Here is a 26,308-nt window from a genome sequence, read left to right on the forward strand (position 1 = left end):
ATGGCAGATTCTCAGAAAACTGTATCCGGGCATTACAAATTCTTTTCCCGGCCAAGGTTACAATACCGGGATAATGTACGCTGCTTCGACAAAATAGTATCTCCCAGGGTTACTTTCTTAGGAGATTGGTCAGGAGGTTATTTAATCATTCTTTATCATTTTTGGTGCTCATAATCTTTATATCAGTCCATCTCTTTATACTGGCAAAAGCGGTATTGATCAAAACGTGGTTTAACTATGAGAATCGTAATGAAATTCGGCGGTACGTCGGTGGCCAACGGCGAAAAGATCCGTCATGTTGCAGAACTCCTAAAGAAGTATTATCAGGGCGGCAACGAAGTTATAGCAGTGACCTCCGCGCTTGGCGGTGTCACAGATGGCCTGCTCAGCACAGCAAATGAGGTATCTGTCAGTGGAAAGGTAACGCATGTAAAAGAATTCATAGCCGATCTGACAAAGAAACATTACGATGCTATTCATGCAGCTGTCGATGATGAAGCTTTCCAGGCGAAGTGCATAGGATCACTTGACTGTCGGCTGGATGAACTTGAAAAGGCTCTTATCGGTATATGTTATCTAGGTGAGCTGACACCACGCTCTATTGATTACATCTCATCCTACGGTGAGCGCCTTGCAGCTCCCATCATCAGCGCCTCTATACGTTCCCTGGGCATAATGTCCAGTTCATTTACAGGTGGTGAGGCGGGTATTGTAACAGATTCCAATTACGGTGATGCGAAACCTCTTGAACAGAGTTATTCCCAGGTAAAAGAAAGACTATGTCCTCTTCTGGCAGATTCCATATCAGTGGTCACTGGTTTTATTGCCCAGAACCAGCAGGAGATAATTACTACATTGGGACGCAGTGGTTCTGACTTCTCCGCGTCCATCCTCGGAGCTGCAGTGGGTGCAGGCGAGATATGGCTCTGGAAGGAGGTCGATGGGATAATGACAACAGACCCCAAGATAGTTCCGGAAGCGCAGTCGATTCCCCTTATTTCCTATATTGAAGCAATGGAGCTTTCTTATTTCGGCGCCAAAGTCCTCCATCCTCGTACAATAGAGCCTGCTATCAGGCACAAGATACCTGTTCGTGTGAAGAACACCTTCGCTCCTGAATTTGAAGGCACCCTCATAGTCGCCGAGCAGAAGCAGAAAGAGGATGTCGTAAAAGCTGTAACACTTATCAAGAAAGTTGCTCTTATAAATATCTCGGGTGCCGGTATGATGGGTACCATAGGTACTGCAGCAAGGGTATTTTCCTCACTGGCCAGCGAAGGGGTCAATATTATTATGATAAGTCAGGGCTCCTCTGAGGCCAACATGACCCTTATAGTTAATGAAGATCATCTTGAGAAGGCAGTGACTGCCATCAGGCGTGAGTTCAGCAACAATGTAGTCGGGGATGTGGCCTATGACCGGAGCGTGTGTGCTGTAGCTGTCGTAGGTGCAGGTATGGATGGCATTCCGGGTGTCGCAGGTAAGGTATTCAATGCCCTTGGGAAGGCAGGCATCAATATTATTATGATAAGCCAGGGCTCTTCACAGCACAACATATCATTTGTTGTCAGCTCGGAGGACGCCATTGAGGCTGTAAGGGTCCTACACAAGGAATTTGAACTGGACCGCCAATGCAGGGATTAACAATGAGTTACAAGCACCTAACCTATGCAGAGTCAGGAGTAGACATCGAAGAGGAAGAGAAGACCATAAAAGCTCTCACGAAGGGTATGACCTATAAGCGCACGGGGCTCGGTGCGCCGCTGACTGACATAGGTCATTATGCCGGTCTTATAGACTTCGGGGAATATGCACTGGCTCTAGCCACCGATGGGGTGGGTTCCAAGGTTCTTATAGCGAATGAGATGAAACGCTGGAACACAGTTGGCATCGATTGCATAGCAATGAACGTCAACGACCTGCTGGCAATAGGCGCAGAGCCCATATCATTCGTTGATTATCTTGCACTGGAAGAGCATGATGAGAATTTCGCCTCCCAGATAGGCGAAGGTCTCAGGAAGGGAGCAGAGTTCTCCCGCATGTCTATTGCGGGAGGGGAGACTGCCACTCTGCCCGATATAATCAACGGTTTTGACCTTGCAGGCACATGTCTGGGGATGGTCAGGAAAGAAGATATTATCAGCGGTGAAAAGGTTCGGCTCGGGGATGCCATTGTAGGCATACCCAGTGCAGGCGTCCACAGTAACGGGTACACTCTTGTCAGGAAGATCATTGAGAGCTCCTCATACTCATATCATGATCCTTTCCCCTTCAACCCGTCAACCACAATAGGTGATGAACTGCTTACACCTACTCGTATTTATATGGAGATCCTTGATGTCATAAAGGAGTGCGATGTTCACGGGCTTGCCCATATAACAGGCAGTGGTCTTTTGAAGCTGAAGCGTGTGACAAATCTGGGATTTGACTTCTACGACCCCATTGAACCCCATGACATCTTCAAGCTACTCCAGAAGGAGGGTAACGTTGATACCCTTGAAATGTACAGGACATTCAATATGGGTATGGGTTTTGTCATCATCCTCCCGCCAGAGCAGGCAGAGAAAGCGGCTTCCATGACTGGTGGCAAAGTCGTTGGCAAAATAGTGGAAAGTGGTATAAAGGTTTCCGGCATAGTTATTGTATAATTAACGAGGAAAACTATGGCCTGTATTGATGATATTCCCTACGAGATAATGCTTAAAGGCACCACGCCTGCGGAAAGTGAAGCCTTCATCCGGGAGAGATGTGACGAGGTCTACCATGTTGAAGGAGGATACACTATTCATGGCGTCATGCTCAAAGGTGCCTCTCTCCCGATAGGTGTTAAAGGAGATGAGATATTTTTTGTGTACATAAAACCCTGCTTTGGGCTCTTTGTCCTCAGGCTTCCCGATGCTGCTGATGAGATTGCGAAGCTGCGCTCTAAGTTCAAGAAGAAGTAATCTCCTGACATGTCGCATGCAACTCTCAGAGCCTTGTGCTTTTTGATCTTTCTACCATCCATTTCAGAAAATTTCCTGAAGGAAATTCGTGAATGGTTGTTGCAATGATCATTCCTTCTCCTATTTTTTTGGATACCATCAAAGCATTCCTGTCTTTGTCCGTGAGAAGTATTTCTCCCTGCACATCAATGAAATAACCGTCAAACTCTACTTGCTCCAACTCATCCATTATACATTGGATATTATGCTCATCAGTTTTACATACATCCGCAGACATCTGTTTTTGCACATATTTGAGTCTCACGGGGAGCCAGCTGAAATCATGTCCGTCCGCCATTGGGCCGAATACCAGCAGAGTCCCACCTTTCTCCACGAATTTCTCTATCTGCTTTTTGTTGCGTAAGAGACCTTTCAGAATTTTTGTATAAGCCGGATTTGCAAAACCCGTAGGAATGACCAGGCATCTGCATGGTGGCAGAAAAGGGGTGCCGATGCTTTCTGCGCTTATTCTCTGGCATTTTATACCATGTTCAGTGAACAGTTTCTCAAAAAGCAGGGGACTATCCCATAGCAGCATCACATCTGTCATGATGTGGGAATACTACCTTTAAATTTAATTGTCTTTCCGGTACTTGGGTAAAGACTTCAGGGAAATAAAAAAAGAAAAAGGAAGCTGGTGATTTAAACCAGCTTGAAGATGGGGTGGTTCGGGTCCTGTATCTCGATGCCAAGTTCCTTTGCGGTCTCAGCCATCATGATATCGACCATTGCTGTTGCAGGGAACACCTTGTCAGTGTTCTCTATAGGCCCGAAGAGCTGGAAGTTTGAACCGAGTACCTGTGGTACAAGGTTTGTTCCTATGTCTGCAGGCATATAGATTGCTTGTCTCTCTTCCTTTGTCTCAAACTTCTTCTTGTAGTTTTTCATCCAGTCCCATGCGGATGCCATGTTGTGGTATCCTCCGCCAACAGGCAGGCCAAGATGACCCTTGATGGCGATGACTGACCTCATGGATGCGCCTGAACCAGCTCCAAGGGGAGTTGCTGCAACATCTACAAGGGGCTTTGTGATGCCACATTCCCTTGCGATCTCAAGCATACCCTTGCTCTGTCCGGTACCGCCTGTCTCGAGGATTTCCAGTTTTCCTTTTACACTTGGGTCGGTTGCATTGAAAGCGAGGACGATGGAGCAGTTGATGTCACTGTTCGTGATGGCCTCTATCTCATCTGCGTGTACACTGGCGTTGATGGAGTTGTAGATAGCCCTGTTGGCTACACCGATCTCGGTCACGTACTCCGCTGCAGCTGCGCGTACTTCACCGGCTGAGGAGTCAATAAGGAATGGTGTTTTGTCATCAAGCTCGACGAACCAGTCAATATAGTTCTTGATAGCTTCCGGTGTCTCGCCCACTATCTGGTTAACATAAGGATTACCTGTGATGCTTCCCATCTCGACGATACCGTTCCAGAGCTTTTCTGCCGCAGCCTTGTCAAAAATACCTTTGTCTTCATCAGTCACGATCTTATGCCTGTTATAGAACATTGTTCCTACAAGCACTGTCGGATATTCGCCGGGCTGTCCACCGAACTTGACGCCTCCAACTTCGAATACTTCTTGCTTCTTATCATATCTGAACATATGAATAACCTCTTATCACTTAGATTATGATTCCTAGACTTGCCAGGTATGGTGCTATGAACAGGACGTATAACAGGAATATGATTATCCCGGTCACTGCTCCGTACAATATACCTATGTCTCTGCCTACTTTCTTACCAATGCGCTGTGAGATTTCACTGTTTACGAACTCAACCTTTTCATCTATTATGTTAAGTTTTTCGAGAACAGCGTTGAAATCTGTAGGATCAACGACCACACTTGGTATTTTGTCACTTTCATTGCTCATCTCAGATCACCTGCCAGATAAACATTGGAAGTATGATTGCCATGAACAATACAAAGACAAAACCGGCGATAAATCCGGAAACGCCTGTTGCGGAAACTCCTGAATCCAGCTTCTGGTTCCTTGCGATAAGCTGAGCTCTGTAGCGGATATCCTCTATAACTGCTTCGATGGATCCCATCTGTGGGTTGATGACCGTCGGAACTCCTTTTCCATTTTCTTCTTCTGCCATGTCAATTACCTCCCGAACAATAACATTCCAAGCAGTGTAAGAGTGATGGCAAGACCTATCATTATTCCTTCAACTTTGCCTGCATGTATGCCAGAGTGGAACTTGTTCAGGTTACCAATGTACATCATTTCCCTGTCGATGTCCAGTATTCTGTTCCTGATGGTAGCCATCTCGGCTGCCATGGGTTTAAGCCCGCCGACCTCTGCGCTTTCCTCTTCACTGCCTCCGCCAACTTCAACGACCATTGGATCCGCATCAAAGGCTCCAGGGTCCTTTGCCGCATATTCCTTGATCTTGGCAACTATGGCATTCATATCTTCAGTACCGATGAAATCTATACATTCCACCTGTTCCTGGAATCTTTTAATGATCGCCTCTGTCAGGTTCTCAATATATGGGATTGCACCAGTTGCGCCAACGATCCTGTTGTCCTTGACACCACCGCGGTGCAGTGCTATCATTGCCTGTCCGGTGATGTGTCCCTTTACTTCAGCTCCGGTAACGATCAGGAACCTTATGTTAGGGTTTGAGATTATGTGTGCAACTACTTTCTCAATACCCAGGTTCTCTGTCTTACAGGGGCCTGAAATGGCGGCACCTGCCTCCAATTGGGGTCCGGATGCAAGGTGTGAGCCACAGGTAATTACAGCTACACAGTTCTTGATATCACCGACGTCATACTCTCCTTTGAGTATTGGCCAGTCAGGAGCTGCTTCTCTTTTTGTAACCATTTTATATGCCTCCGAGTGCGCTCATCACAAGCAGCAGCAGTCCGGCGACTCCCAGGCCAACTACGATCCCATAGAAGGCATTGCCATAGAAACCTGCTTGCATGGAAGTATTTTCACGTCCTGCGAATGAGCTGAGCAATGGCTTGTCTGGCGAGAGAGAATTTACAAGATCGTCTGCTATCTTATCCAGTTCATCAAGCTGTACCATGATCGGATCCATGGAATATGCTATGATATCCTCTCTCTCTGCAGCGAGCAAAGATGTGAGGGGATCCAATACAAGATGTGCCTCTGGGGCTACGTGAATCATGCTCATTCCAGTTCCTCCTTGGAAGGCAGAAGCCCTGAACCTGCTATCCTGTAAGCATCTCTCTTTACAAGCTTGTAGAATCCGCTAAAGGAAACGTACCATATAGCAACTCCTATCAGGATTGTAAGTGATCCGGACGCAAATGGGGTAATGGTAGCGACTATTCCTGCAACTATCATTGCAATAGCACCTTTCTCGAAAGCACATGCAAGTGTACGGTCCTGTTTCTCATCAGGTCCGAGATTTGCATTGTATGGGTGCAGAATTGCAAGACCGCCTGCAATGAAGATAACTGCTATGTATCCTGTTGTCATGACCCCGGTTGCGACTCCCTGGGCGACGACCACGCCGTTGACTACTTCGTCAAAGAACATGAATGTCCCGATCATAGAAGTGCTGAGGCCTACAATTGTTATGGCACCTGCAGCTGCAATTTCGGTCATTGACTGCACCATGATAGGTATTCCCATGTTGAGTACCTTATTTGCCAGGACACCTACTACGAGTCCTATCAGGGAAGCAAAGACAATTGCAATCACAGGTCCGGCTATTCCGCCTATGGCAAGTCCAAATGTCGATGCAATTATACCAATACCAAGAGCGAGCATGCCTATTGAAGGTACTCCCGTACCCAGACCGTAGTTTGCAACCCTTCTGACTGCTGCAGCGCCCCATACGATACCGCATATCGCACCAAGGGCACCTAAGAATGACATGTACGGTCCTACAATGTCAACAAGGAAATAAGCTCCATATATTCCTAAAAGGCCTCCTACTATTCCGAAGGCGATTATGTTATTCTGGGGAATTGCCGCATGGGCTCCTCCTCCTCCTCCTCCAGCTGACATTTTACATACCTCCGATTGCTACTACGCCCATGATGGCAGCTAAGAATGTTGTAACAAAGGATGCGACCACAGCTTTTGGGAATCTCTTGAACTTGGGGTCATGGAAACCTTCGATGGTTCCTCCTATGTTATATGAGGGTATGACCGCATTAACAAAGAAAAGACCAATTGCAAAAATGCTTGCAATACCTATGAAGTCTACTTCAGGAAGACCATTCTCAATGCTGAGCAAGGAATAATATATCAAAGACCCGCCAAATCCTCCAAGTCCGGCACCTATGATGCCGCTTATGAAAGATGCTGTCGGTATTGCGTGACCCTCTGTACCCTGTGATACATAGAGGTCCTGCCTGTCCTTGGTTATCGGATCATACTTGACCTTTGCAGATGCTGCCGGGCAACCAACTCCATAAACATAAATCCACTGTCCTACTAACATTGTGACTGATATCATTATCATGGCACCAACAGTTCCGGATGCTATGATAAGTCCCATGCTGTCAGTGACATTCATCATGAAGCCTGCTGTTACAAGACCTGTGAGGCCTGCTCCAGCAGCAAGTTGAACTGTACCGGTGCCCACTCCTGTTGCCTGTGCCATAGCTGCCGGGGCTCCACCCACAGGTATTAAGTGGACACCTAACGAAATAAGTACACCACCGAGGGTAATTAGAAGTATATTAAGAATATCCTCTGTTATGATTCCTACAATATCTATCAAGCTGCCACCTCTGCTTCCTCATCTTTTTTATAAGGCCCATATGCATTACGAGCAGCCACTTCGATCTTCCTGTTCCATATAGCCAGCAACAGTACAATGACAACACCTGCTATGATGGATTCCCATCCAAGGGATTCATTGATCGAAGGATCGAATACTGCAGTTATCCATCCGCTGAGGAAAACAACCATACCGAAGGCGATCCCTGTGGCAGGTCCTCCGAACTTAGCACAGAACCATGAGTTGTCGATACCGTTCCTTATGCCGGATTCTGCTTTCCTTACGATGTTTCCGGAGTTGGCAGCGTTCAGGCCTGATCCGAATTCTACGTTCTGGAATTCACGCTCTGCACCATAGTGGACGTCACCTGTGGAAGAGCCTATCGAACCGACAGTGATTCCCCAAATGAATGCCATCAGTGGCAGTGAGAACGGGTGTCCCATAACCGTTGTCATAAGATACGATACAACAAGTATACAGAAAGTGGTAATGAATGCGTATCCCATAATTACAGGGGTGTGTGATTGTACGATGTCCAGATAAAGTGGCTGTTTGAAACGTTTTTGGCTTGCTACTCTACCAAAATAACCTGTGACTGAATAAGTACCGTGTACAGCTGCTCCGACAATGGCTCCTATGGCCAGTGCCAGAATAACAGATGCGCCGGTGCTCATCAGAACAGCAGCAACAGTTCCACCGATAGCACACATAAGTGCATTCGATGGTGGTTCGCCAGAAATAGCTTTGTTATAGATCCTGTGTGGATACATCATCTGGGGCGCTAATTGCACTTGGGAGTTCGGGTTACTCTGGGACCCTACATCAGATTCAAGGTCCTCTGAGGCACCAGCAATAGTTGCTGCAGCTCCGATCAGTGCCATTACGCCCATACTTGTGAGCGGTTCCATTCACATTTCCTCCTTTTTATTTATCATTCTTATAGGGTAAGTCGCACCAGAAATACAACAATATCTGTTCTATCTCCTATCATAATTGATATGGCGTAAACTAACGTCAGGTGCTTTGCATTATCTTAAATACTTATTAAACCTTTCGAATGAAATCCGATGAAAAACCCTTGGAACCTATCAAAAGCACGTATTAATGAGTATACAAAAAATATAATTTCTCATCGATATAATATTTTGATTACTTAACTCGTGCATTCCCGCCGGTCAAAGTTAAGTATATATATGTCTGGCCTGGGCATTTTACCGCTGCCTCTGGCAAAATCCATGTAACATCTGCTGCATAGCAGGCGGGAGTTAAGGGAAGCTATCTCTGCGGTGCCGGGCACAAGTCTTGCAAAAAGGAATGATGGTTCTACTTCAAGATCTAAAGATGCGGCTTTAAGGTACTCTGTTATGTGCTCCTCGAATATCTCGAGGTCGTCCGCCTGGAGTCCTCTTGTATTAATAGTAACACCGCAGCAACCGCAGGGAAGTGCAAAGATATCCTCCTCGATGAGGAATACAGGCTTGGCAAGGATATTCCTTAATTTGTTCTCAAGCTGCCCACGGTTCTTTGATAGTCTGTCTGTTATTCTCATGTCCGTTTCTCCGTATTCAGGGGCTGAAGCATCTGTTGCGCACCCTCGGAAGAGTATACCTGAACAACTTTTTCCGTGAGCCTTTTACAATATCCGCACCTAATGCAGACCTTATCACAACGCTTCCATTGAGATATAGCGCCTTCAAGTTCCTTGTTAGGTATGTAAAACAGGTCCCTTATGTCCTTAGGGCAGTCAAGCAGGTCCATCAGATTGCCATCGTAGTGCTGTTCTGCATATGCTTTGACGTTGTTTAGTATCCAGTTTGGGAAATGCGTCCTACCGCCAATCTTGAATGTATCCGTTATATGCTCGTACTCCTTGAGGTCCTCAGGCCTTATCCAGGGTGATTTTATGAGCTGCTGCGGGTCGTTGACCCTGATAGAGAGGCACTTGTAATAATAGTAATCGTCAAGGACGTTCAGTTTTGGTCCCGGACCATTGGCATGTGAAAAGAAGTTGAAGTGTGCGTACCTGAAAGGGCACTGGTAGAGGCAACCCTCATTAACTAACAACTTGAGTCCGCAGGAAACTGATTCCTTGATGGCTTCAAGCTTTGGGAAATCCCTGTTGACCGCAGGATCTATAACAATAGTGTCTGCTCCCAGTTCCTCGTAGAATACTGCCTTTTGCGGTGAGTCCACAAAGGAAAGCACTGACACGACCACTTCCATATCGTACTCTCTTGAGAGCATTTCTACAAAATAAGGCTCGGCAACTGTAATGGAGTCAATACCTGATTTATTCAGCTGGTCAAAATACCAGTTGATCTTGTTGAAACCCTGAGGAGTCAGGTGCTGTCCACCCATACATGAGCTGTTTAGAACCACTTCCATCTTCACGCCCCTTTCGTGCGCATACTCGGTCTGCTCGCGTATTTCCTCAAGCCCGGGCGCGCTTAGATTTGTCCGCCCGGTTCCAACATAGTCGGGAGTTCCCGCCATATATACTGCATAAATGTCCTCCGGGCAAGCTAACAGGTCCTGCAGTCCTTCCATATGCCCGGCATGCGGTACGTAAAGTTTCATTGCTTGCTGGTAAGCCTGAATTAAGATAAGTATTTTGGTGTGTGAAGCCAAAAGTATATCATGTTTCAACCATTTTTTATAATCTATGATACTGGGAGCTTCCTCCTTTGCAGGCAGTTTTTCGCAGATAGCATCAGAAGTGGAATCCATAGAACTCTACATTCCCAAGATGGGACTTTACGACAATGCGATGCTCCGGAAGGATCTCCTTAACAGAATGATCGATGAGCTATCCACATTTGACCTGTATACTTCTTTGCATGCGCCTTATTTTGCCGTTTCACACACTTATCCGCGAGATGTGCTGGTGGATACCGGGAACATGGACGATGTCGCTTTCCGGCTTATAAGGGAGTCCATAGAGATTGCAGCCAGCCTCAGCTCGCGTGTTGTAGTGCTGCATCCGGGGAGAATAAATGGTGACAGGGATAAGGCTTTCTCCTCAATGGTAAGCAATCTCGGGTTACTTGCCCAAACAGCAGGAGAACATGGTGTGATCCTGGGTCTTGAGAACAAAGAAGGCACGGATCAGGGTAATTTATGCACCGGCTCCGCAGAGTTGATAAGGGCAATAGAGGAAGTCAATTCCGACAACCTGGGAATAACCTTCGATATAGGGCACGCCAATCTTACATGTGGGGGCAATATGGTGAAACTGCGCGAGTTCGCAGCCGCAATAGCTCCGTATGTAGTTCATGTGCATGTACACGATAACAGAGGCATATGGCTGGAGCACTACGATGGTGACGAGCACCTCGCACCCGGGGATGGTATAATAGACTATAGTGTCCTCAATGAACTGACAGGTTACAGAGGCATCTATAACATGGAAGTGTTTTCCATGGAAGATGTCGTGAAAGGAAAGGGTACTATCCTTAATGCTATTCGTATCCCTTAGGGATCTGTGGGCACATTGTAGTTGGGAGGGACCACGAGAACCAGCACATCGGATGACTGTAATACTTTTTCAGTTACAGTACCGACAAATTTCTTGATCCCGCTCTTTCCCTGCGTACCCATTACTATCCTGTCCACGTTAAGCTCTTTTGCTATCTCTACTATCTTTTCAGGGGCGTTACCATCTGCTATTAGCGTTTCGATGAATTCCTCCTTGCATCCCATTTTCATAAGTGTGTCTTTGATGGCCTGAAGTGCGTTTTCAGCACCTTCCTTACGCCACGTCTTCCTGGTGATTCCCTTGTCGGGTACCACATGAAGCACTATTAACTGGTAGTCGTGTTTTATTGCGATCTTAGCTGCAACCTTTGCAGCATTCTCCGCATATGCCGAACCGTCTGTTGGGATTAAAATTTTCATTATTTTGCGATATGTCGCGCAAATATTAAATATTTGGGTTTGTAATGTATGTATTACAATGGCTGCAATACTATTTTGGATAAAGGAAGTGTACAGGTGAACAAATACCAGAAATTCAAGAAAATGGATACTAAGAGTTATTCAGATGTGACCCGCTTCCTTAAGCAGACAACGCATCTGACAGCAAGGGAATGGGTGACTGCCCGCCTATGTGCTGATTTCAAGAACCTTTCCAACCAGTCAGAAATGACTTGGATCGGCGAAAAACTTCCAGAGCTTGTCCCTTTTATGGAAGAGACATACACCCGGCAGGAAGTTTCCAATGCGCGTGCAACCTTCAAGAAGAAAGTCCAACGAAGCGGAACTACTTTTTTCTATGCATACTATGCAGGCCTGATCACCCAGGAAGAGATGCTTGGAATTATTCATCATATCGTCATAGATATCAAAAAGCTCATGGTTACAGAAGGCAGCGAAGTCCCTGAAGAACATGCAACTGAGGTCCAGTTATTGATCGCTGAGGTGCTTCGCAGAATAAATGAGTCCCTGGACGAAGATTAATTGGAAGACATGGGTTTGTTTGTTTAAGACAGGATTTGTTTATACTTGCCGTAGTGACCGGCGATACCTTTCGATCATCCTCATCTCTATCTGTCTCAGATACCTTGCCTGCACCCCTGATATGTACAGAGTGCTGTCACCCATTTTCACAACTATGTCCGACTCCTTCGGAGCGCTGAACTCTACAGGGTATATGGCAGGTCCTCCGCATGTCGTGCATAACCTGAAGTCCTTGCCAGACTTTTTTATAAATTCTTCCACTTCTTTCTCTATCCGGATTTGTATTGGATTGTCTGTCATTGGACTAAACCCGTCTTTTCACTACTTAAGTTTTATTCTCCTTCCGGCAGCAGGCTTTCCCGGGCAAATTTAAATTTAATGAGTTCCAATGTATGCTCCATGTTAATGAAGGATAAGGGAAAACTCGTTATCTGGCCTGCGTATATCGACAAGACCAGATCAAGAAGTAATGGTCGTATTATCTCTCGGAAGTCCTCTGTGAACGAACCCAGCATCCAGGAAATAGGCCTTGCAGCCCAAAAGCTGGGATTGACCCCGGAAATTGAGGCTGATAAAGCTTATCCGAAGTCCTGGTGGGAGTCTAAAGGCAGGGTCCTGATAGACAATACTGCGCCCAAGACCGCGCTAGCCAGAAAGATAGCTTCAACTATCAAGGATATGCGTTCCGGCCAGACAAAATAACCTATACCGAGCAATTCTTGCTGGAAAACCAATCAAGAAGTTGGGAAAATAATAATCTCTGGATGAAATATATAAAGTAAAAATATAAAGTAAAAATATTAATAAAAATATCCTGCTCCCTGAGGTTCTCAGGGAAGAGGCCATATTCCAAAGCTGGCATCCAGTATCATTATTATCAGGCCTATTACTATGCCCGTGGCAACAACTGTCTTTGGATCGACGTGTATTGCTCTCTTGTCAGCCTCGTAATAGCGCATGAGGCCGGCGGATGACATCAGCCCGCTGCCGCTAGATTTCTTTTTTGTCATTATTATCTCCGTATGCTTTTATGCAGTAATATATAGGTTATTATATTAGTTATTTGCCGTTACTGATGTACTTATTGATTTAAAAGATTGTGCCTCAGGAAAGGACTTCTTCCAGCAGGAAAGGCGGGTGGAACACACCATTCTCAGTGATTATGCCGCTGATGTTTTCCATTGGGGTCGCGTCAAAAGCGGGGTTGTACACCTTTACATCTGCCGGCGCAGTCTGGGCTCCTCTGCAGAATCTGAGTTCATCTTCATCCCGCAGCTCTATGGTAACAGTATCTTCCCAGCCCTCAAAGTCAAATGTCGAGACCGGGGCCGCAACGTAGAATGGTATTCCGTGTTCTTTTGCCAGCACCGACAGGGAGTAGGTTCCGATCTTATTGAACACAGCATCCCCAGTTATCCTGTCTGCTCCGACTATTATTTTATCTACCATACCTTTTCTCATCACATGCCCGGCCATAGAATCGGTAATAAGCGTCACCGGAATATTGTCCTGCATTAATTCCCATGTGGTGATCCTGCTGCCCTGATTAAGAGGACGGGTCTCGCAGGCCATCACATTGATCATTTTTCCCGCTTCCACTGCCGAGCGCACCACACCAAGAGCGGTTCCCCAGTCCACACATGCCATCCTTCCGGCGTTGCAATATGTCATAACAGTATCGCCATCCTTGAGCAGTTTTGCCCCATGCTTGCCTATCATCTTATTAGTAGCCACATCTTCATCTGCGATGTTCTTTGCTTCTGAAAGGACAATGTCCCTGATGCCTTGCACATCGTAGGCATCTGATGTTGCATCGATGACCCTGTCAACTCCCCATGCCAGGTTCACTGCGGTAGGACGTGTGGCCTTGATGGTCTTTGCAGCTATGTCTATGTCCCTTATCAACGCATCCATGGTGCCGGCACTGCTCAGCATGGCTGAAAGCGCTACTCCGAAACCACCGGCTGCACCAAGGGCCGGCGCTCCCCTTACCCGAAGGGACCTGATGGCCTCGCAGAGGGAGCTCAGAGTGTTGCACTCAATGACTTTATATTCCACAGGAAGAAAGGTCTGGTCAATTATTACAATAGAATTTGATTCATCATTCCAGTCTATAGTTCTCATAATATCTATCCGAATAAAAGACAAGCCTTAGATAAAAATGTGAAGGTTGATTCATGTGTGTACGGACATCTGCTTGGTATGAGGTGCTTTCAACGCAAGGCCGCCAAGACTTGGAGAATCCCGGTCTTGTATTTTTATAGCACGATGCCTTTGCTTTTTTTGTAAAGTGCCGGCAGATCTTTAGAAATAAGGTGTTGCCACAGAAAAAAAAGATATGGAATTTGGATCTCCCTTAAAAAATTATGCCCTCGAGTGAGTTCCTCGGGAGACTACTTCTTTACCCTTATATGCCCAATATATACCGGTGATCCCGGAGATAATCATCAGGAGGGCTATTCCCCACACCAGTACCTGAGCACCTACCCAGGCGTTGAAGATGAACATCAGGCCGATGAGGATACTGACAATTCCCAATATCCCGGTCCCCCAGCCATCGCCTGCGAAGGCAGCGATGACAGCTATAATCCCCATGCTCATGCCCAGGATCCCAAGAATCAGCGCGAGGGTAGCTGGTACTATCACGGCTGCCTGAAGCGGATGCTGTAGTACAATGATGCCTGCGATTATACCAATAATACCGCCCAACAGTTTCCAGATCCAACCTGATCGGTCCAGAAAAATGGAGAATATCATGGCTATTCCCTGGATCAGCCACCAGAGGCCGACCAGCAGCATGATCACGGACAGTGTAGCTCCAGGCCAGCTAAGCAAAAGTATGCCGAAAATGATAGAAGCAATTCCCCCCAGCAACAGTGACTGGCTGTTTACTGTGTCTAGATAGTTTGTATTTACCATTTCTTTCCCCCTTACTTTGATCCACTTATATCAGCATCTCACAAATGCCCTTGCCGGAAAAATCAAAAAAGGGATAAAAAAGCTTTGGCAGGGCGCTCTATCAATATGTTTCCTGCCCAAGCCGGTTCCCTGTTATATGTAAGAAAGCGGACCCGAACCAAGTAATAACAATGTTTAAATTTTCTACCCGATCACTCCTCTGCAAAGGCCTCGCGTAATTTCTCTTCCTGCTCCTTTGTAAGGTTGGAAGCAATGATCTCGAACTTGAAGTCTTTCATGGTTTCCACAACCTTGTCCATCACCGCACCGCTGGTCATAAGGAACAGCGCGGAAGTGCCTTCTGTCACCTTGCTTCTGACCGATTTTATGAATTCATCACTGATTCCCACATCTGCCATGGAACCTGCCAGTGCACCCATAGCTGCTCCGACCGCCATGCCTAAGAACGGGACGAAGAACAACAATCCAAAAAGTATTCCCCAGAAAGCACCACCCAATGCACCCGCGCCAGTCATACTGGTAAGCTGTCTCGTCTTTGGTTTCTTTTTTCCTTCCGGCCATGTAACGATTGCTGCATCGTGCAAAGTGATCAGTTGTTTCTTGTTCAGGTCTTCGATAACCCCAAGAGCTCTTTCGGCATCGTACGCGTTTTCGAATTTCAGTACGGTCAAAGTAGTCATTGCCATATTCAATTCCCCTTAAAATCTCCCCATTCTACTATCGATCTATAATTGTTGTTTGATTAGGCTTCAGCAGTCTCTTTCTCAGCTACCTTCAGTGCAGCACTCTCTACCAGCCCGGCCTGGACCAAGGCATCTATCGCTTCCCTAGTAGCTGCTTCTTCTATCAGGCCCGCGACAACCAAGGTCCTCACAGCCTCGGCCACTGCTGCAGTCCTGACCAGATCCATCTCTACTACTGTTTCAGCGGCTTCTTCAATGGCAGCCTCTTTAAGCTCTTCGGCCGTATCGATAGTTGACAGCACATCAAGCAAGGCAGCACCTTTGATGGCCTCGGATACCTCAATGGCTGCTTCGGCCTCGGCAATGGCTTCAGTTTCTTTACCGATCATCAGCATTGCTTCGGGTGTAAGGAAACCCTGTGCAATGGGATGCCCTCCCGCTTCCCGGATAGCCTGTTTCAGGCCGGCGGCCCATACATGCTCAATGAGAAGCAGAGCGGCTGATGTACCGGGTTCTATTCTGTCAACAACTTCCAGAATGTCCTTTATAGCGAGACCATAACTGTTCTCAGTACCTGTGGGAATATCTGCAGATGCTTCCTGTGAAGAGCTTAATGCTTCACTTTCCTTCATACCCAACATCTTTTCAATCACTTTGCCTAATTCCACTTCCTCATCAGATGTAAGGTCTGTGTCTTCGATAGAAAAGATGTTCCCTTCCTCGTCCTTCATCACAAAAAGCATATCAAGCAGTCTTATTACTCCCCTGCTGCGTACCTCGTTCAATTCCCTCAGGCTGTCACCTTTGAACCTTTCGTTCGTTTCAAAGCCTATAGCCAGTAATTGTATCGGGCCTAACATTACTCCCCACTCCCTTCTAATCCCTTTGTTTCTCTTTTAACGACCTTCGTACGACATAGTATCAATAACAACGGTAATGGCCAATACAGTAAGGCATCTTCGCCTTCACGCACGTCCACACCGTAGGTGTCCCGGACCCTAAACCAATTTTTAGAGACATTTCCAATTACCTGGTCGCCTCTGAATATCTTATATTCATGGTTCAGGATATTGCCCTTGGCAGTCAGGTCCTCGCCGTCGGGAACATCGATACTCCAGCGGTCGCGTAATGGAGTTATCAGAGCGTTGTGGACCTTAGCAACAGTGTGGCCATCTTTTTCTATCTCCATAGTGTCACGTACGCGTGCCACTTTTTCTTGGATCTTGTATATGTCATTCCCCTGCAGATCCTGGAAAAGCAGCGTTTTTCGCACACGAATTACTTTGTTCTCTATCTGGAATGCCTTATCTCCTTTCTCGTTCTCTATAAAGAAACGGTCTCCGATAGTGAAGAAACGCTGGCGCATTTTGAACCGGGTCCCCAGACTTTCTCCTTCTCCAGTGGCTGCAGGTGTACCAGTTGCAGGCGAACCTTCGCTCCGGCGTCCTTCGGAACCTCCTAAAACTTCCCCTCTTCTCCTTAACATTGAAACCCCCCTAGGTCAGATTAATGGAACACTGTTCCCTCAGTGCTCTTCTGTTTCTAATACAAAACAGCATCTCTCATCAATCTGCTGTAGATTGCAGTATCTTTCAGCAATTTGTTGTACATTGATAATCTCCCTAAATCAATATAAATTCTTATGAAACTAAAAAACCAATGAATTTATATCAACTACTTAAGTATGATTCCAGCATTTCAAAAGACTGCTATCTGTAAGTAATCCCGTCTGAACAACTTTTTGTGAATTATACCTTGAGAAGGATGTTTTTCTTACTTTTTATCCTGAAAATTCCTTTTCTTTTGAAGGAAAAACGGCAATAGTATTCAACCCGGATAATCCCTGCTACTCTTGCATCCCTGAAGTCTCAATGGCTCACAGAAGTTACTATTAAAGTTTCCTATTGAGTTTTAAGCGGAATAATCAATTTCTTTATAATAAGGGGTTTAAGGGGGAGTCGGGGTTCCGCATTAACAAACTTTGGATAGCTGCAGGGGTGTTCGTTCTCCTATTTATTGCAGGCTGGAGCTTCTTTGAAACAAGGATAGGCCTTAAGATATACAGAGATCTCACTAAGTGGTATCGAGGTGAACGGGATCAGTTCGGAAGCGATCGATCTGAATCTCACTCTGGATATCTATAATCCCAATGACGTTACCGCCAGGCTTGAGCGAATGGACTATACTGTCTATGCGAACGATGTACGTCTTGGTGGCGGCAGCTTTGAAGAATCTGTCGAGATCCCTCCGAACGAGAGAAGAAGGACATCGACAAACTTTGTAGCACAACCGACCTCCGTACCTTCTGCCGTCCTTAACGCTCTTGTGACCGGTGAAGCCCTGTGGAGCATTGAAGGGGTGGTGTACTTTGATACACCTTTGGGAGCGATCGAGCAGTCGTTCGCTGTAAACAGCTCTGAAGAGAGTGATCCATGACAGAGGTTCAGCAGAGACCGAGAAAAACAGTTATTGTTTACAAAAGAACATGATGGTTTCAACTGAAAAACAAACCGGACAAGTGAGGGTTGATTTATGGGAAAGCAACTGATTATATTTACGGGAAAGCAATTGATGATATTGTTCACAGTGTTGTTAGCTGTATTCATGGCCATAGGGTGTACAGCACCAGATACTGGAGTAGTTGAAGAAGAAAATGTGACTGTAGAAGAAAGTGCTCAGGCGGTAAGGGACACAGATCTCAGGGTAACCGGCATTGAGGTAAATGAAGCTAGCTCGGATGTGGTCGATGTGACTTTTACCATGACAGTCTATAATCCTAGTGATACCACAGTAGAGCTTGAGAGAATGGAGTATGAGGTCTTTGCGAACGATGTGAGGCTGGGGAGCGGAAGTTTCGAGGAACCTCTCGAGATACCATCCAATCAGCAAATAGAGACGTCGACCAACTTCGTCGCACAGGTATCAACAGTCCCTCCGGCAATTATCAATGCTATATCTGAAGGGGAGGTAACCTGGAACTTAGAAGGGACGATGTTCTTTGATACGCCGTCAGGAACTGTCGAACAACCCTTTTCCAGGGAGCTAGAGAGAGAAGAGGGGCAGTGAGGTTTTTATTTTTGGAGTAACAAGTGCTAATAAGGGAGTGAAGTAAATATGGAAAGACCGATAGGTGTAACGCTCCTGGCAATCCTGGCCGGGATTTTATTTTTGTTGAATCTGATCATAACTCTCCGGTTCCTGGGTTTTTTGCCTTTTATAGGTCCCCTCGACATCCGTGTTTTCAATTTGTGGTACGCTCTGCTCTACGGGCTGCTGGCCTACATCTGGTTCTGGGTGGCCAGGATGCTCTGGCAGGTGGAACGTGAGGCATGGACATTCCTGCTATTTATAACGGTCCTGAACCTGAGCTTCGCTTTCATTACAATGATAACAGGCGGTTCATGGTATGACAACAGCGCCGCCGTGTTGCTCAATGTACTAGTCCTCGTCTACATCATGCTGCCCGGAACCAGGGAAGCCTTCGGAACAGACTGATATCTTTGTAGGACTAATGAGTTACGAACTTCAGGCATTCATCTTTAAATAACAATGTATCGGAAAGCCTTAAGTCATAGATTACAGACGAATCGGGGTATGGTTTTGGGTTGCACTCATAGGAACAATGTCTCCTGGGACTTCAGTCCTTGTTTACGTGCAGGCCAGGGTTGAAGAGGTCAGGTATTATGAGTAAATGGACGGCGCTGATCGCCCTTTCAATGGCTATGTTCATCATAGTCATTGACACGACGATAATGAATGTGTCAATATCAGCTTTGATCGTCGATCTGGACACCAACGTGAGCGGTATCCAGAGCGCCATCTCGATCTATGCCCTGGTTATGGCTTCCTTTATACTCATAGGCGGTAAGCTGGGAGACATCCTGGGCAAGAAAAAAACTTTTATGATAGGCTCAGTTCTCTTTGGTATAGGTACTTTTACGGCTTCCATAAGCCCTAGCCTGGGTGTTCTGGTCCTGGGATGGTCTATCGTCGAGGGCCTGGGTTCGGCGCTGATGCTTCCCAATATCCAGACACTGCTGAGAGACGAGTATCAGGGTAAAGACCTGGCTTTTGCCTATAGCATAGTCAGCGCCATCGGTGCAGTAGCAGCGGCCGTAGGACCCATTGTAGGTGGTTTTCTGACGACTTTCTATACATGGCGCTTGGCTTTCCTTGGGGAAGTGTTGATAGTGATTACAGTGCTGGTTCTCAGTCGCAGCATCAAAGCCGATGTGCCCCTTCCAAGCAAGCCGAAGTTCGATTTTGCAGGGGCATTTCTATCAGTTCTGGGCTTGTTTTCCATTGTCATGGGTATTTTGCTGGGACAGACATACGGATTCTGGCTGGCCAAGCAGCCGCTGATGATCGGATCATGGGAAATAGCTCCCTTCGGTCTCTCCGTAACCCCTGTCCTGATAGGGCTGGGTGCGCTATTGATAATGTTGTTGTTCAGATGGGAAAAGAGGCAGGAAGAAACAGGCGGCGATGGACTGTTCAAACCATCGCTCTTCAGCACTCCGGGACTTATGTCGGGATTCATTGTCCGTAATCTCCATATGGCCATTATGGCAGCCTTCCTTTTTACATTCCCGCTGTTACTGCAGCTGACATTCGAGTTCTCTGCCTTACAGACAGGGTTTGCCCTTCTTCCCTTCTCGATAGTTGTACTGATATCTGCCATAATCGGAGCCAAACTGACAGGCCGGTTCATTGCAAAGCGTATTATCCAGGCAGGATTCCTGCTGGTCATCCTAGGCCTGGGAATAGTTGCATGGGCGGTTAAGCCTGATGTGCAACCCTCCGATATGAGCCTGGGGGTGGTATTCGGCGCAGGCGTGGGATTGATAGCTTCCCAGATACTGAACCTTATTTTCTCCTCGGTAGATGAGAAGGACACTCCTGAGACCTCAGGTCTGAACGGCACCTTCGAGCAGCTTGGTAATTCAATAGGTGTGGCCCTGGTGGGTACTATTATGCTGAGCACACTGCTTATCGGTTTGCAGATGAGCATTGAGGAAAGCACTGAGATTCCTGAGGAATATAAGCCTGAACTGCTTGCGGCTGTGGAAAGTAGTGTGGAGCTGGTTTCGGACACCCAGCTACAGTCGATGCTGGAAGCATCAGGTACTGATACTGCAATGCAGGCAGAGCTCATGGATATTTATGCTCAGAGCCGAACGAAGGCCTTTAAAATAGGGATTGTTTTCCTGATCTTCCTGGCTATGGTGGGCCTGGTGTCCACCGTCGGGTTATCGAATAGGAAGCTCTGAGGATTAAATATGAGGATGCCCAGGAAGAAAGGCATCATCATTTGTTTTTGCTCTCTCCCATAAGCTCAGCTATCCAGTGTGTATCTTCAAAACTTCCCAGGACAGTCCTCACCACCATTGTGAGAGGAGTGCTGATGAGCGCTCCTGCCGGTCCTAATACAAAACCCCAGTATATGAGGGACAGGAATACGACGGATGGCGATATTTCCAGTCCCTTCCCTGCAAGTGAAGGGAACAGGAGATTCTCAGAAAGACCGTTTATGATCAATATGGCCACTACAATAGCCAGGGCGCCCAAGGGGCCGTACTGCAACAGCGCAAGGATCGCCGGAGGGATAACGGCCAGTGTCAGGCCTATATATGGGATGTAGCCTAGCAGGAATGCTAAAAAACCCCAAAGGAAGGCAAATTCAATATTTGCGATGAGCAGAATGATAGTAGTTCCAACGCCCATCACAAGATTTGTTTCTGTACGTATCAACGCATAGTCCATTACCTGGCCGCCTAAATTCTTGATGTTTACTGCAAGTGCGAAACGCTCTTCTACTTCTCTTTGAACCTTCTTGGAAAGTCCTACTGCGTCTAACAACAGGAATGCAGTTGTGATTATTATGAGCCCGACTGTTGTCGCAGCACTCACAGTTCCTGAAAATATTGATGCCAGAGAAGCCAGCAGGAAAACTCCCACATCGCGGGCGATAGACCCCAGGGAGATATCGAGATTCTCTATAGGTGGAATATATTCCATAAGGCTGTCAACTCTCGTTGCCAGATTGCTCTGGTAGACAGGGGTCAGTTCATTGAACTGCAGTATAGCACTGACTGTGAGGATGCTGACAACCACAACGATCAACAGGAATAGCAGGATGACAAGGGCGATACTGATCACGGGGTGTACTCCTCTTTTCTGGAGTTTGTATATCAAGGGAGCAAATATGAGTGTTGCAAAGAGTGAGAACAGGATGGGTATCAATATTGATGCGATTGTCCGCATTCCAATTGTCAGAAGTACCAAGGCAACGATAATGAATAGAAGCTTTGCGGGCGCGGAAAATGTGTCAGTTTGTAAATTTCTCATGCACAGTACCTCTCGGATATTCATCAATATCTATTATCCATATCTTTCATTATATAAGTCCTAATCTGCCTGTTTTCTATCCATTTTGCAAGAACCTGCACATCATTTGTAAGCCATGTAGATTGCCACCACTCCCTCCAGAATAAGCAAACCAGCTGTGATCCATAACAAAAATTGAGCACCTATTATTACATTCGTTGCCAGGGTTACCCCTATTATTATACTGATGATTCCGAAAGCTCCGATGCCCCAGCCCTCACCGCCAAAAGCAGCTATCAGGGATGTGATGCCTATGACTATACCCATGATCCCAAGAATGAACACAAGGGTCGCAGGCAGGATGATAGCGCTCTGCAAAGGGTGCTGCAAAACCAGGATGCCTGCAAGCACACCAATAATACCACTAAGGAGCTTCCATATCCATTGAGATCTGTCCTGGAAAACATTAAGTATAAGGAATAGTCCCTGTATAAGCCACCAGAGACCAATAAGCAATGTGATCACGGTCAGGGTGGCTCCTGTCCACGTCAGCAACAGTACTCCAAATATGAGGGAGGTTATACCTCCCAATAGCACTGCTTGATTGTTAACATTATATTCATCGATTGTAGTTTCCATTCCACTCCCCCTAAAAAACTCGATTTAATCCCTTTTTGATAATCTTTATATATGTTCTTCTTATTCTTTCTCAAGAAAATCGAGATAGTCTGTCACTTATCTTCGATAGCAAATCCTGTTTTTATCCTCTTCTTCTCTGCTTCTATATCTCTTTTAAAAGAATTATAAATTATTTGAACCTATGTGCAGAAACAGAGTTCCATAAGCTTCTGAAGGCATATATCCGTTAAGAAGAACCGACTTTAGTAAGTCCCATGATCTATCACTATGTAACATTGTGTCGAAAAGTCTAAATCATACGATGCAAACAAGGTTATGGGGATTTGTTTTTGACTTGTATGTTGCATTCATTGTCGGCGTGACTTCAGTTTGTTTTGTTCTTGCTTACATGCAGGCCATCTCATGAGGGTCAGGTACATGAAGAAATGGATGGGAGTTATAAATGTTTGAAATACCAATAGAAAAAAAGATTAAGATTCTTTACGCGGTCACGCTCATCAGAGCAGGTCTCGCACTTACCCTGGGTCTTGCAGTGATATTCATTTTCCTTCCCGGGGAACAGGTGCCAATGTTGGTCGACTTTATGGGGATATTCTGGCTAATGAATGGTATTATCATACTGCGTTGGGGGCTGCGCATGAGAAAAAGAAATATAATTCCGATGTTAGCTGGAATCTGTGGTATCCTGACAGGTTCTCTTGTATTGATCGGCTGGCCATTTCCCAGAGCATTGGGTATGTTTGTACTGGGAACCGTAATCCTGATGACCGGCTTTTTACGTGTGATTGGTGGTTTTTCCATGAAAGAGGAAGAATTCCTTGAAACGTCAAAGAGTATCATATCCTTGGGCCTCTTCGAGATTGTTCTGGGTATATTGCTGATGTATATACGTGCCAAGTACGATTACAGATTATATCTGGTGGCAGGCCTGTGGGCCATGTTTGGCTGTATTGTCCTTTTCAATGATGCGATGAAGCTGCGCCAGCAGCTTCGACAGCAGGAAACCAGTAACATCAATGCAGGACCTGACCAGATGACAGGTCACGAATGATTCACTCACTCCTTCCTGGGAATTGTCCTGTTATCTTGATGATCGGCGAAATAGACGACAAGATCCGAGGACGGCATAGCGATCCTTTTGTTTATAAGAGCTTTGTAGATGGCAGTATTGAGCCTGTCTTCCGAGATGCGGATTTCCACATAGTCCTCTATCCAGCACCTGACCCTGAACTTAACCCCCGATTCGGTGAATTCAAGCAGTAATGCCTGTACAGGTTTATCCTGCATGATCCATTTCTCTTTTTTCAGGGCACTCAGGATAAGACCTCTTATGTACTCTATGTCCGGTCCATAGGAAACAACCACATCGCTCTCTACACGAAACATCTTTTCAGGTATTGAGTAGTTTGTAATCATGTCTGTGCCGATAATCGAGTTGGGGATTACTACAAGCCGGTTATCCCTGGTCAGAATGCGTGTTGATCTCCAGCCGATCTCTATCACATCTCCCCAGGTGTCAAGTTGTTCGATGCGGATGCGGTCCCCTATCCTAAAAGGACGGTCTATAAGAAGCACTACTCCGGTAATGATGTTGCTGATGGTGTTCTGGGCAGCCAAACCTACAATTATTCCTCCAATTCCCAGTGCAGCAAGCATTGCAGTCAATGTAGTCCCGGTGATCTCGAAATAGTCCAGGAGTACAAGAAGAGCAAAAAAAGATACTGTAACCATAAGGATATTTCTTATGGAGTAAATCAAACGCTTGTCAATGGTTCCACGGCCCCTTAGGGGTACTTTGGAGAGATACCAGTTCGAAACGATCGATATTATCCGGAAGCTGATAAAGATGCCAATGGTCCAGTATATCAGGAAGAAAATATCATCCGTGAATCCCTCATAGATTCCAATGTATTCTTCCAGCAACCGGATCATCGCCTGAGTACCAAGAAGGATGATAGTTATCAGCAGGAAACTCTCAAAAAGGTGAAGGAGCCTGTCATCAAGCTCTGTTCCGGTCTTTCGGACCCTGGGCCATAATAAGCGCTTCATTATTAGCCTGCTTACAAGTATAGCACTCACTGAGAGTGCGATAATACCGACAATCCTTATGAGGACATTGCCGTTTGTCATCACGGTATCAGTAGTTATCACCAGATCTTTCCTCTCTTCATTTTAAATATACTTTTGAGCTTTTCAATAAGACTTCTCACGAATATTCTCAGTAGTCTCAGTGCCGTGAAATACCGTCAATTCCTCCACACTCTCCTTTTCAGGAGCATCAGGCGGGAGCGCTGCTACTATCCCGGCATACCAGTTGCTTGCAGGACCCGAAGTGATCCCGTGCGCAAATACGCTTATAATAACGGTTGTTATTACAACCAAGCCTATGGTTCCAGAAACATTTATCCATTCCAGTCTTTCGATGGCGATGACCATAAGGACAACAGATGCAAGACCCCTTGGACCAAACCAGCCCATGAATAGGCTGGTCACAATGTTAAAATGACTGCCAATAAGTGAGACAGCCACAGGAATCATACGGAATACCGTAAGGCTGAGAATTGCATATGCAAGTATCTTCAAGTCTACAAGGGGAAGATACTCTACAGACATGACACCCAGAGTAAATAAGACCGCAAGATTCAGTGTATTCCCCTCAGCTCTTGGAAGGATCATTTCCTCTTCGGTGATTTTCCTTCCTGTCGTCCTGGTGGCAAGGCCTGCAAAGAACGCTGCAACGAATCCGTTTCCTCCCATCTCTTCTGCCACGATCCATGATATCAGGGCCAGTGTTACAAATCCAGTCCTATAGTAGACATTTGACATAGACCCGGTCATAAAGGCCCTGCTTAATAACCACCCTCCTGCAAGGCCGATGACTATGCCGACAAGTATCCCGAACCCTATCTGTTCAAGCATGATGGCAAGGAATGTTCCCAGTGGCTTGTTCAGTTCCTCAACTGCTTCAAACGCAATGACAAAAATGAATAATGGCATGACAGCTCCATCGTTAAGTCCGCTCTCTATAATCAGGCCCTTCCGAATCAAAGTCGGTACCTTACGTTCTTCCACCACTTTCTGAGCAAGTGAGACATCCGTAGGTGCAAGGATGACTCCTAGAAGTGCTGCCTCTATAATGGTAATGTCTGCAAAAAGCAGAGCTGCAAACGCTGCTCCCAGGCAGATCGTAAGTGGAAGTCCAAGAAAGAGCAGTCTTCCTGAAAGCCGCTCTTTGAGAAACAGTGAGTGTAACCCGATAAGTGATGCATCTGAAAAAAATGTCAGTATCAATGCAACCTTGATTATACCCAGAACAAGTCCGCTTTTCGGGGAGAGAGAGATCAGATTGAGTCCTGCCGGACTAAAAAGCATCCCAGCTGCAAGGAATATCATCTGGTCAGTGAGGAAAGTCCCTGCGATTTTCCTGGAAAACAGACCGATAACAAATAGTAATGTTCCGAATATCAGGACAAAGGTCGTAAGCTCGCCAGCCATTGATTTCACTGTCTCCCGTTAATGTCTCACAAAATGTATACAAAAGTGTTCGGTGCCTTCCGAATGCAAAATCCTTGCATTTACCTACTATCCAGAAACT

Annotated in this window: 34 protein-coding genes; 11 read left to right on the forward strand and 23 right to left on the reverse strand. The window is 46.2% G+C overall.

Going from position 1 to position 26,308, the window contains the following annotated elements:
* Positions 1–237: 237 nt before the first annotated feature.
* Genes QZZ22_RS05250 through QZZ22_RS05260 form a run of 3 tightly spaced genes read left to right on the forward strand, consistent with a single transcriptional unit; the run spans position 238 to position 2,945 of the window.
* Complete coding sequence (locus QZZ22_RS05250) at positions 238–1,644, forward strand: aspartate kinase (protein ID WP_292463224.1); 1,407 nt, start codon at positions 238–240, stop codon at positions 1,642–1,644.
* Positions 1,645–1,646: 2 nt separating this feature from the next.
* Positions 1,647–2,648, forward strand: coding sequence for a phosphoribosylformylglycinamidine cyclo-ligase (gene purM, locus QZZ22_RS05255; protein WP_292463225.1), 1,002 nt, complete (start codon positions 1,647–1,649; stop codon positions 2,646–2,648).
* Positions 2,649–2,663: 15 nt separating this feature from the next.
* Positions 2,664–2,945: a DUF1894 domain-containing protein gene (locus tag QZZ22_RS05260; protein ID WP_292463226.1), complete on the forward strand. Its 282-nt coding sequence runs from the start codon at positions 2,664–2,666 to the stop codon at positions 2,943–2,945.
* Positions 2,946–2,970: 25 nt separating this feature from the next.
* Here QZZ22_RS05260 and QZZ22_RS05265 read toward each other — a convergent pair whose 3' ends face one another.
* The 11 genes from QZZ22_RS05265 to QZZ22_RS05315 all read right to left on the reverse strand — a co-directional run bounded on the left by QZZ22_RS05265 (position 2,971) and on the right by QZZ22_RS05315 (position 10,267).
* On the reverse strand, positions 2,971–3,534 hold the full coding sequence (locus QZZ22_RS05265) for a hypothetical protein (protein ID WP_292463227.1): 564 nt from the start codon (positions 3,532–3,534) through the stop codon (positions 2,971–2,973).
* Positions 3,535–3,626: 92 nt separating this feature from the next.
* Positions 3,627–4,583, reverse strand: a complete 957-nt coding sequence (gene mtrH / locus QZZ22_RS05270; protein WP_292463229.1) for a tetrahydromethanopterin S-methyltransferase subunit H — start codon at positions 4,581–4,583, stop codon at positions 3,627–3,629.
* A 19-nt stretch (positions 4,584–4,602) separates the two neighbouring features.
* Positions 4,603–4,851 (reverse strand): tetrahydromethanopterin S-methyltransferase subunit G, encoded by a 249-nt coding sequence (gene mtrG / locus QZZ22_RS05275; RefSeq protein WP_292463230.1) that lies wholly within the window; start codon positions 4,849–4,851, stop codon positions 4,603–4,605.
* Position 4,852: 1 nt separating this feature from the next.
* Positions 4,853–5,080, reverse strand: coding sequence for a tetrahydromethanopterin S-methyltransferase subunit F (locus QZZ22_RS05280; RefSeq protein WP_292463231.1), 228 nt, complete (start codon positions 5,078–5,080; stop codon positions 4,853–4,855).
* Between the two features lie 5 nt (positions 5,081–5,085).
* Positions 5,086–5,811 carry a tetrahydromethanopterin S-methyltransferase subunit A gene (gene mtrA / locus QZZ22_RS05285; protein WP_292463233.1) on the reverse strand — a complete coding sequence of 242 codons (726 nt, stop codon included), beginning with the start codon at positions 5,809–5,811 and terminating at the stop codon, positions 5,086–5,088.
* A gap of 1 nt (position 5,812) precedes the next feature.
* A complete protein-coding gene (locus QZZ22_RS05290; RefSeq protein ID WP_292463234.1) occupies positions 5,813–6,127 on the reverse strand; it encodes a tetrahydromethanopterin S-methyltransferase subunit B in 315 nt (104 codons plus the stop codon).
* On the reverse strand, positions 6,124–6,969 hold the full coding sequence (gene mtrC, locus QZZ22_RS05295) for a tetrahydromethanopterin S-methyltransferase subunit C (protein ID WP_292463235.1): 846 nt from the start codon (positions 6,967–6,969) through the stop codon (positions 6,124–6,126). Before mtrC ends, QZZ22_RS05290 begins: the two co-directional genes overlap by 4 nt.
* Position 6,970: 1 nt before the next feature.
* Positions 6,971–7,681 (reverse strand): tetrahydromethanopterin S-methyltransferase subunit D, encoded by a 711-nt coding sequence (gene mtrD / locus QZZ22_RS05300; RefSeq protein ID WP_292463595.1) that lies wholly within the window; start codon positions 7,679–7,681, stop codon positions 6,971–6,973.
* 5 nt (positions 7,682–7,686) lie between these two features.
* A complete protein-coding gene (gene mtrE / locus QZZ22_RS05305; RefSeq protein WP_292463236.1) occupies positions 7,687–8,598 on the reverse strand; it encodes a tetrahydromethanopterin S-methyltransferase subunit E in 912 nt (303 codons plus the stop codon).
* A gap of 245 nt (positions 8,599–8,843) precedes the next feature.
* Positions 8,844–9,239, reverse strand: coding sequence for a DUF5402 family protein (locus QZZ22_RS05310; RefSeq protein ID WP_292463237.1), 396 nt, complete (start codon positions 9,237–9,239; stop codon positions 8,844–8,846).
* The gene (locus tag QZZ22_RS05315) at positions 9,236–10,267 is read right to left on the reverse strand and encodes a peptidase U32 family protein (protein WP_292463238.1); all 1,032 of its coding nucleotides are present in this window, start codon (positions 10,265–10,267) and stop codon (positions 9,236–9,238) included. Before QZZ22_RS05315 ends, QZZ22_RS05310 begins: the two co-directional genes overlap by 4 nt.
* 85 nt (positions 10,268–10,352) lie before the next feature.
* Here QZZ22_RS05315 and QZZ22_RS05320 point away from each other — a divergent pair, with 85 nt between their 5' ends.
* Complete coding sequence (locus QZZ22_RS05320) at positions 10,353–11,165, forward strand: sugar phosphate isomerase/epimerase family protein (protein ID WP_292463239.1); 813 nt, start codon at positions 10,353–10,355, stop codon at positions 11,163–11,165.
* On the opposite strand, the gene QZZ22_RS05325 is transcribed toward QZZ22_RS05320, so the two are convergent.
* Positions 11,162–11,584 (reverse strand): universal stress protein, encoded by a 423-nt coding sequence (locus QZZ22_RS05325; protein WP_292463240.1) that lies wholly within the window; start codon positions 11,582–11,584, stop codon positions 11,162–11,164. The two genes, QZZ22_RS05320 and QZZ22_RS05325, sit on opposite strands and share 4 nt — an antisense overlap.
* 75 nt (positions 11,585–11,659) lie before the next feature.
* On the opposite strand from QZZ22_RS05325, the gene QZZ22_RS05330 reads away from it, so the two are divergent.
* Positions 11,660–12,145, forward strand: a complete 486-nt coding sequence (locus QZZ22_RS05330) for a DUF5806 family protein (protein ID WP_292463241.1) — start codon at positions 11,660–11,662, stop codon at positions 12,143–12,145.
* Positions 12,146–12,184: 39 nt separating this feature from the next.
* Here QZZ22_RS05330 and QZZ22_RS05335 read toward each other — a convergent pair whose 3' ends face one another.
* Positions 12,185–12,445, reverse strand: coding sequence for a hypothetical protein (locus QZZ22_RS05335; RefSeq protein WP_292463242.1), 261 nt, complete (start codon positions 12,443–12,445; stop codon positions 12,185–12,187).
* Between the two features lie 105 nt (positions 12,446–12,550).
* Here QZZ22_RS05335 and QZZ22_RS05340 point away from each other — a divergent pair, with 105 nt between their 5' ends.
* Positions 12,551–12,847, forward strand: coding sequence for a signal recognition particle protein Srp19 (locus tag QZZ22_RS05340; protein ID WP_292463596.1), 297 nt, complete (start codon positions 12,551–12,553; stop codon positions 12,845–12,847).
* Positions 12,848–12,975: 128 nt separating this feature from the next.
* On the opposite strand, the gene QZZ22_RS05345 is transcribed toward QZZ22_RS05340, so the two are convergent.
* From QZZ22_RS05345 to QZZ22_RS05370, 6 genes are all read right to left on the reverse strand, one after another.
* Positions 12,976–13,155: a preprotein translocase subunit Sec61beta gene (locus QZZ22_RS05345; RefSeq protein WP_292463243.1), complete on the reverse strand. Its 180-nt coding sequence runs from the start codon at positions 13,153–13,155 to the stop codon at positions 12,976–12,978.
* Between the two features lie 94 nt (positions 13,156–13,249).
* Entirely contained in the window at positions 13,250–14,269 is a 1,020-nt protein-coding gene (locus QZZ22_RS05350; RefSeq protein ID WP_292463244.1) for an S-methyl-5-thioribose-1-phosphate isomerase, read from the reverse strand.
* A gap of 240 nt (positions 14,270–14,509) precedes the next feature.
* The gene (locus tag QZZ22_RS05355; protein WP_292463245.1) at positions 14,510–15,064 is read right to left on the reverse strand and encodes a DUF308 domain-containing protein; all 555 of its coding nucleotides are present in this window, start codon (positions 15,062–15,064) and stop codon (positions 14,510–14,512) included.
* Between the two features lie 191 nt (positions 15,065–15,255).
* Positions 15,256–15,750: a DUF1269 domain-containing protein gene (locus tag QZZ22_RS05360; RefSeq protein ID WP_292463246.1), complete on the reverse strand. Its 495-nt coding sequence runs from the start codon at positions 15,748–15,750 to the stop codon at positions 15,256–15,258.
* Positions 15,751–15,806: 56 nt separating this feature from the next.
* Positions 15,807–16,607, reverse strand: a complete 801-nt coding sequence (locus tag QZZ22_RS05365) for a hypothetical protein (protein WP_292463247.1) — start codon at positions 16,605–16,607, stop codon at positions 15,807–15,809.
* Entirely contained in the window at positions 16,607–17,233 is a 627-nt protein-coding gene (locus QZZ22_RS05370; protein ID WP_292463248.1) for an LURP-one-related family protein, read from the reverse strand. The genes QZZ22_RS05365 and QZZ22_RS05370 overlap by 1 nt, the downstream gene beginning before the upstream one ends.
* Before the next feature lie 602 nt (positions 17,234–17,835).
* Between QZZ22_RS05370 and QZZ22_RS05375 the strand changes: the two genes are divergently transcribed.
* From QZZ22_RS05375 to QZZ22_RS05390, 4 genes are all read left to right on the forward strand, one after another.
* Positions 17,836–18,183 (forward strand): LEA type 2 family protein, encoded by a 348-nt coding sequence (locus QZZ22_RS05375; protein WP_292463249.1) that lies wholly within the window; start codon positions 17,836–17,838, stop codon positions 18,181–18,183.
* A gap of 96 nt (positions 18,184–18,279) precedes the next feature.
* Positions 18,280–18,813: an LEA type 2 family protein gene (locus tag QZZ22_RS05380; RefSeq protein ID WP_292463250.1), complete on the forward strand. Its 534-nt coding sequence runs from the start codon at positions 18,280–18,282 to the stop codon at positions 18,811–18,813.
* Between the two features lie 48 nt (positions 18,814–18,861).
* A complete protein-coding gene (locus QZZ22_RS05385) occupies positions 18,862–19,242 on the forward strand; it encodes a hypothetical protein (RefSeq protein WP_292463251.1) in 381 nt (126 codons plus the stop codon).
* 188 nt (positions 19,243–19,430) lie between these two features.
* The gene (locus QZZ22_RS05390; protein WP_292463253.1) at positions 19,431–21,017 is read left to right on the forward strand and encodes an MFS transporter; all 1,587 of its coding nucleotides are present in this window, start codon (positions 19,431–19,433) and stop codon (positions 21,015–21,017) included.
* Between the two features lie 37 nt (positions 21,018–21,054).
* Here QZZ22_RS05390 and QZZ22_RS05395 read toward each other — a convergent pair whose 3' ends face one another.
* Positions 21,055–22,095 (reverse strand): AI-2E family transporter, encoded by a 1,041-nt coding sequence (locus QZZ22_RS05395; RefSeq protein ID WP_292463254.1) that lies wholly within the window; start codon positions 22,093–22,095, stop codon positions 21,055–21,057.
* A gap of 102 nt (positions 22,096–22,197) precedes the next feature.
* Positions 22,198–22,713: a DUF308 domain-containing protein gene (locus QZZ22_RS05400; protein ID WP_292463255.1), complete on the reverse strand. Its 516-nt coding sequence runs from the start codon at positions 22,711–22,713 to the stop codon at positions 22,198–22,200.
* Positions 22,714–23,155: 442 nt separating this feature from the next.
* Here QZZ22_RS05400 and QZZ22_RS05405 point away from each other — a divergent pair, with 442 nt between their 5' ends.
* Entirely contained in the window at positions 23,156–23,764 is a 609-nt protein-coding gene (locus QZZ22_RS05405) for a hypothetical protein (protein WP_292463256.1), read from the forward strand.
* A gap of 5 nt (positions 23,765–23,769) precedes the next feature.
* Here QZZ22_RS05405 and QZZ22_RS05410 read toward each other — a convergent pair whose 3' ends face one another.
* Together QZZ22_RS05410 and QZZ22_RS05415 are read right to left on the reverse strand one after the other, a co-directional pair.
* The gene (locus QZZ22_RS05410) at positions 23,770–24,864 is read right to left on the reverse strand and encodes a mechanosensitive ion channel family protein (protein WP_292463257.1); all 1,095 of its coding nucleotides are present in this window, start codon (positions 24,862–24,864) and stop codon (positions 23,770–23,772) included.
* 42 nt (positions 24,865–24,906) lie between these two features.
* Complete coding sequence (locus tag QZZ22_RS05415; RefSeq protein ID WP_292463258.1) at positions 24,907–26,208, reverse strand: cation:proton antiporter; 1,302 nt, start codon at positions 26,206–26,208, stop codon at positions 24,907–24,909.
* Positions 26,209–26,308 lie beyond the last annotated feature (100 nt).

The organism is Methanolobus sp., assembly GCF_016278365.1.
Taxonomy (GTDB): Archaea; Halobacteriota; Methanosarcinia; order Methanosarcinales; family Methanosarcinaceae; genus Methanolobus.

Bases quoted from the DNA above. Each gene is read 5' to 3' on its own strand.
- QZZ22_RS05405 (WP_292463256.1), top strand. From the start codon at position 23,156: ATGTTTGAAATACCAATAGAAAAAAAGATTAAGATTCTTTACGCGGTC.
- QZZ22_RS05265 (WP_292463227.1), bottom strand. From the start codon at position 3,534: ATGACAGATGTGATGCTGCTATGGGATAGTCCCCTGCTTTTTGAGAAA.
- QZZ22_RS05315 (WP_292463238.1), bottom strand. From the start codon at position 10,267: ATGAAACTTTACGTACCGCATGCCGGGCATATGGAAGGACTGCAGGAC.
- QZZ22_RS05340 (WP_292463596.1), top strand. From the start codon at position 12,551: ATGAAGGATAAGGGAAAACTCGTTATCTGGCCTGCGTATATCGACAAG.
- QZZ22_RS05260 (WP_292463226.1), top strand. From the start codon at position 2,664: ATGGCCTGTATTGATGATATTCCCTACGAGATAATGCTTAAAGGCACC.
- QZZ22_RS05360 (WP_292463246.1), bottom strand. From the start codon at position 15,750: ATGGCAATGACTACTTTGACCGTACTGAAATTCGAAAACGCGTACGAT.
- QZZ22_RS05250 (WP_292463224.1), top strand. From the start codon at position 238: ATGAGAATCGTAATGAAATTCGGCGGTACGTCGGTGGCCAACGGCGAA.
- QZZ22_RS05365 (WP_292463247.1), bottom strand. From the start codon at position 16,607: ATGTTAGGCCCGATACAATTACTGGCTATAGGCTTTGAAACGAACGAA.
- QZZ22_RS05345 (WP_292463243.1), bottom strand. From the start codon at position 13,155: ATGACAAAAAAGAAATCTAGCGGCAGCGGGCTGATGTCATCCGCCGGC.
- purM (WP_292463225.1), top strand. From the start codon at position 1,647: ATGAGTTACAAGCACCTAACCTATGCAGAGTCAGGAGTAGACATCGAA.
- QZZ22_RS05370 (WP_292463248.1), bottom strand. From the start codon at position 17,233: ATGTTAAGGAGAAGAGGGGAAGTTTTAGGAGGTTCCGAAGGACGCCGG.
- mtrE (WP_292463236.1), bottom strand. From the start codon at position 8,598: ATGGAACCGCTCACAAGTATGGGCGTAATGGCACTGATCGGAGCTGCA.
- QZZ22_RS05385 (WP_292463251.1), top strand. From the start codon at position 18,862: ATGGAAAGACCGATAGGTGTAACGCTCCTGGCAATCCTGGCCGGGATT.
- QZZ22_RS05355 (WP_292463245.1), bottom strand. From the start codon at position 15,064: ATGGTAAATACAAACTATCTAGACACAGTAAACAGCCAGTCACTGTTG.
- mtrG (WP_292463230.1), bottom strand. From the start codon at position 4,851: ATGAGCAATGAAAGTGACAAAATACCAAGTGTGGTCGTTGATCCTACA.
- mtrC (WP_292463235.1), bottom strand. From the start codon at position 6,969: ATGTCAGCTGGAGGAGGAGGAGGAGGAGCCCATGCGGCAATTCCCCAG.
- QZZ22_RS05310 (WP_292463237.1), bottom strand. From the start codon at position 9,239: ATGAGAATAACAGACAGACTATCAAAGAACCGTGGGCAGCTTGAGAAC.
- mtrH (WP_292463229.1), bottom strand. From the start codon at position 4,583: ATGTTCAGATATGATAAGAAGCAAGAAGTATTCGAAGTTGGAGGCGTC.
- QZZ22_RS05325 (WP_292463240.1), bottom strand. From the start codon at position 11,584: ATGAAAATTTTAATCCCAACAGACGGTTCGGCATATGCGGAGAATGCT.
- QZZ22_RS05390 (WP_292463253.1), top strand. From the start codon at position 19,431: ATGAGTAAATGGACGGCGCTGATCGCCCTTTCAATGGCTATGTTCATC.
- QZZ22_RS05380 (WP_292463250.1), top strand. From the start codon at position 18,280: ATGGGAAAGCAACTGATTATATTTACGGGAAAGCAATTGATGATATTG.
- QZZ22_RS05395 (WP_292463254.1), bottom strand. From the start codon at position 22,095: ATGAGAAATTTACAAACTGACACATTTTCCGCGCCCGCAAAGCTTCTA.
- QZZ22_RS05290 (WP_292463234.1), bottom strand. From the start codon at position 6,127: ATGAGCATGATTCACGTAGCCCCAGAGGCACATCTTGTATTGGATCCC.
- QZZ22_RS05350 (WP_292463244.1), bottom strand. From the start codon at position 14,269: ATGAGAACTATAGACTGGAATGATGAATCAAATTCTATTGTAATAATT.
- mtrA (WP_292463233.1), bottom strand. From the start codon at position 5,811: ATGGTTACAAAAAGAGAAGCAGCTCCTGACTGGCCAATACTCAAAGGA.
- QZZ22_RS05400 (WP_292463255.1), bottom strand. From the start codon at position 22,713: ATGGAAACTACAATCGATGAATATAATGTTAACAATCAAGCAGTGCTA.
- QZZ22_RS05415 (WP_292463258.1), bottom strand. From the start codon at position 26,208: ATGGCTGGCGAGCTTACGACCTTTGTCCTGATATTCGGAACATTACTA.
- QZZ22_RS05320 (WP_292463239.1), top strand. From the start codon at position 10,353: ATGATACTGGGAGCTTCCTCCTTTGCAGGCAGTTTTTCGCAGATAGCA.
- QZZ22_RS05335 (WP_292463242.1), bottom strand. From the start codon at position 12,445: ATGACAGACAATCCAATACAAATCCGGATAGAGAAAGAAGTGGAAGAA.
- QZZ22_RS05280 (WP_292463231.1), bottom strand. From the start codon at position 5,080: ATGGCAGAAGAAGAAAATGGAAAAGGAGTTCCGACGGTCATCAACCCA.